This is a genomic window from Mucilaginibacter sp., from assembly GCF_036383575.1.
Lineage (GTDB): Bacteria > Bacteroidota > Bacteroidia > Sphingobacteriales > Sphingobacteriaceae > Mucilaginibacter.
In genome coordinates, this window is the sequence record NZ_DASVOB010000058.1 from 1 (window position 1) to 3,012 (window position 3,012).

General features: G+C 43.0%; 2 protein-coding genes. Both read left to right on the plus strand.

Features of this window, described 5'->3' with window-relative positions:
* The first annotated feature begins 222 nt into the window (after positions 1 to 222).
* A complete protein-coding gene (locus VF500_RS01955; protein WP_330858062.1) occupies positions 223 to 1,623 on the plus strand; it encodes an alpha-L-fucosidase in 1,401 nt (466 codons plus the stop codon).
* A gap of 155 nt (positions 1,624 to 1,778) precedes the next feature.
* Positions 1,779 to 3,012: glycoside hydrolase family 95 protein (locus tag VF500_RS01960; RefSeq protein WP_330858063.1), on the plus strand; the 1,234-nt coding region annotated here is incomplete at its 3' end.

Here is a 3,012-nt window from a genome sequence, read left to right on the forward strand (position 1 = left end):
GCATTGTGAGAAAAATGTCATTGCGAGGCACGAAGCAACCGCACAGAAGCATGGCCGCCCTGTATAGCATGCGATTGCCTCGTGCCTCGCAATGACATGGTTTTATATTTCCCACGCCAAATAAGCTGAATGTAATGTCAATTTCCGATAATCTAAACATTAAATTTAAATGTGATATTGCAGTTGTTAAAACGTTTTATCAATTTAACCAACAACCCAATCATGTTTAAATTAAGAGCTTTATGCTTTATTGCGCTTTGTGCCGCTTCACTCTCACTAAAAGCACAACCGGCCCCGCAGCCTGTAAAACCGCTTGCCCAGCTTCAACAGGAATTTGTCGATCTGCGTTTTGGTATGTTCATCCACTTTAACATCCCAACCTATATGGACCAGGACTGGGCCGATCCGGATGCTTTGCCAACCATTTTCAACCCTAAAAAGCTGAATTGCGATCAATGGGCAAAGGCTGCAAAATCAGCTAATATGACTTATGGTTGTATTACAACCAAGCACCACAGCGGTTTTTGTATCTGGGATACCAAAACTACCGATTATAATGTGATGAACAGTCCGCTGAAAAAGGACGTGGTTAAAGAATATGCTGATGCGTTCAGGGCTAATGGCTTAAAGGTTTTCCTGTATTATTCTATCCTGGATACCCACCACAGGTTAAGGCCAAATATGATCACACCAAAACATATTGATATGGTTAAAGCACAGATCACTGAGCTAATGACTAAATACGGCGAGATCTCGGCACTGATCATTGACGGCTGGGATGCACCATGGTCAAGGATCTCGTACGATGATGTTCCGTTTGAAGAGGTCTATACACTGGTAAAATCATTGCAACCAAATTGTTTGGTAATGGACCTTAACGGTGCTAAATATCCTGCTGAAGGCATGTATTATACCGATATAAAAACTTACGAAATGGGTGCAGGTCAGCGTGTATCAACCAAAGATAACCGCATGCCGGCAATTGCCTGTTTACCACTGCAAGCTAACTGGTTTTGGGAAACAAGCCACCCGACAACCCCGGTTAAAGAACCTGCCAAACTGGTTAACGACATCCTGAAACCGTTGAATAATGTTGACTGTAACTTCATCCTGAACGTAGCACCTAACCGTGACGGTTTGTTTGATGACAACGCCCTTGCGGCACTTAAAGAGATCGGCAAACTTTGGAAAAACGAAGGTCCGCTTGCAAAACTCTCTAAACTGGATGCGCCGATCATTTCACCAAACATTGCTAAAAATCAACCTGCAAGTGCAAGCTGGAGCGATGATTCGGCCATAATGGATTTTGCTAATGACGATGATTTCCATAGTTCATGGGTATCGAACCCGACGGTTAAAAACCCATGGTATGAGATCGACTTTAAGAAAGATCAGGCATTGAATACCATCGTTATTGCCGAAGAAAAGGCTAATATTTCGCATTATCGGTTGGAATATTACCTCAACGGAAGCTGGAAACCGTTGTTTGATGGCGAAAATGCCAACAGAATTAAAGTACATCGTTTTGACAGGGTATGGGCGGGCAAGGTTCGTATCTCGATAGATAAAGCCGATCACCAGGTATCAATAGCCGAGTTCCAGGTTTACAACGAAAGAAGATAATACACTATAACTGACTGAAACTTACTAATGAAGACCCGCCCGCAAGGCGGGTTTTTTATTTTCCATTAACTGTTTTGGATATAAAAATGCCAATAAGCATTATTTTTTATAGCCTGTGCATCGTTATACTTGTAAAAACAATTGTATCCTACTTTATGAACCAAGGTCTGAAAGCAACACTCCTGTCTGTAGTTTTACCGCTATGCATGCAATTAACGGCGCTGAACGCAAGTGCGCAAAACAATACCCTATGGTATAAACAACCTGCCAAAACATGGACGGAAGCTTTGCCAATAGGTAATGGCCGGTTGGGTGCCATGATTTTTGGCGGCGTTAATGATGATTTGCTGCAACTCAATGAATCAACACTATGGTCGGGCGGACCGGTGAAGCAAAATGTAAATCCTGAAGCGTTCCAATACCTGGCTCAGGTGAGGGAGGCTCTATTTAAAGGTGATTATCAAAGCGCACGCGAGCTTACCAAGAAAATGCAGGGCTTATATTCTGAAAGCTTCCTGCCTATGGCCGATCTGCATATCAAACAATCATACAATGGCGCTAAAGCCGGAAACTATTACCGCGACCTGAATATTGGCAATGCTGTTGCTACAACAAAATATACAGTTGGCGGTGTAAACTACAAGCGTGAGATCTTTGCTTCGGCACCAGATAAGGTTATAGTGATCCGGTTTACTGCGGATAAACCTAAACAGTTAAATCTTAAGATCAATACCAGCAGTCAGCTTCGTTTTCAAAAAGAAGTGCTTAATAATAATGTATTACAGCTAAGCGGCAAAGCGCCAGCCCATGTTGAGCCAAGCTATGTAGATTCAAAAAATCCGATAGTTTATGCCGATGACGATAAATGCAGGGGGATGCGATATGAAGTGTTGGCAAAAGCAGTAAGCGGAGACGGAAAAATAACAGCTGATACAAGCGGCATCACTGTTAAAGGGGCATCAAGCTTAACATTATATGTTAGCGCTGCCACCAGTTTCAAAGCTTATAACCAATGCCCGGATGGCGATGAGAAAGTGGCTGAGAAAAATCTCGATAAAGCTGCTGCGAAACCTTATGCCCAGTTGCTCGCCGCTCACCTTGCCGATTATCATCATTACTTTAACCGGGTGAACCTGAAACTTAATGACAACAAAGGCAGCCATGCTGAATTACCTACTGATGAAAGGCTTGCGCGTTATAATAAAAATCAGGGTGCTGATCCCGGTATCGAAGCTTTGTATTTTCAGTATGGCCGTTATTTGTTGATCAGCAGCTCGAGAACTCCGGGTGTGCCTGCTAACTTACAAGGCATCTGGAACAAGGAGTTACGTGCTCCGTGGAGTTCCAATTATACCAGCAACATCAATGTGCAAATGAATTACTGGATGG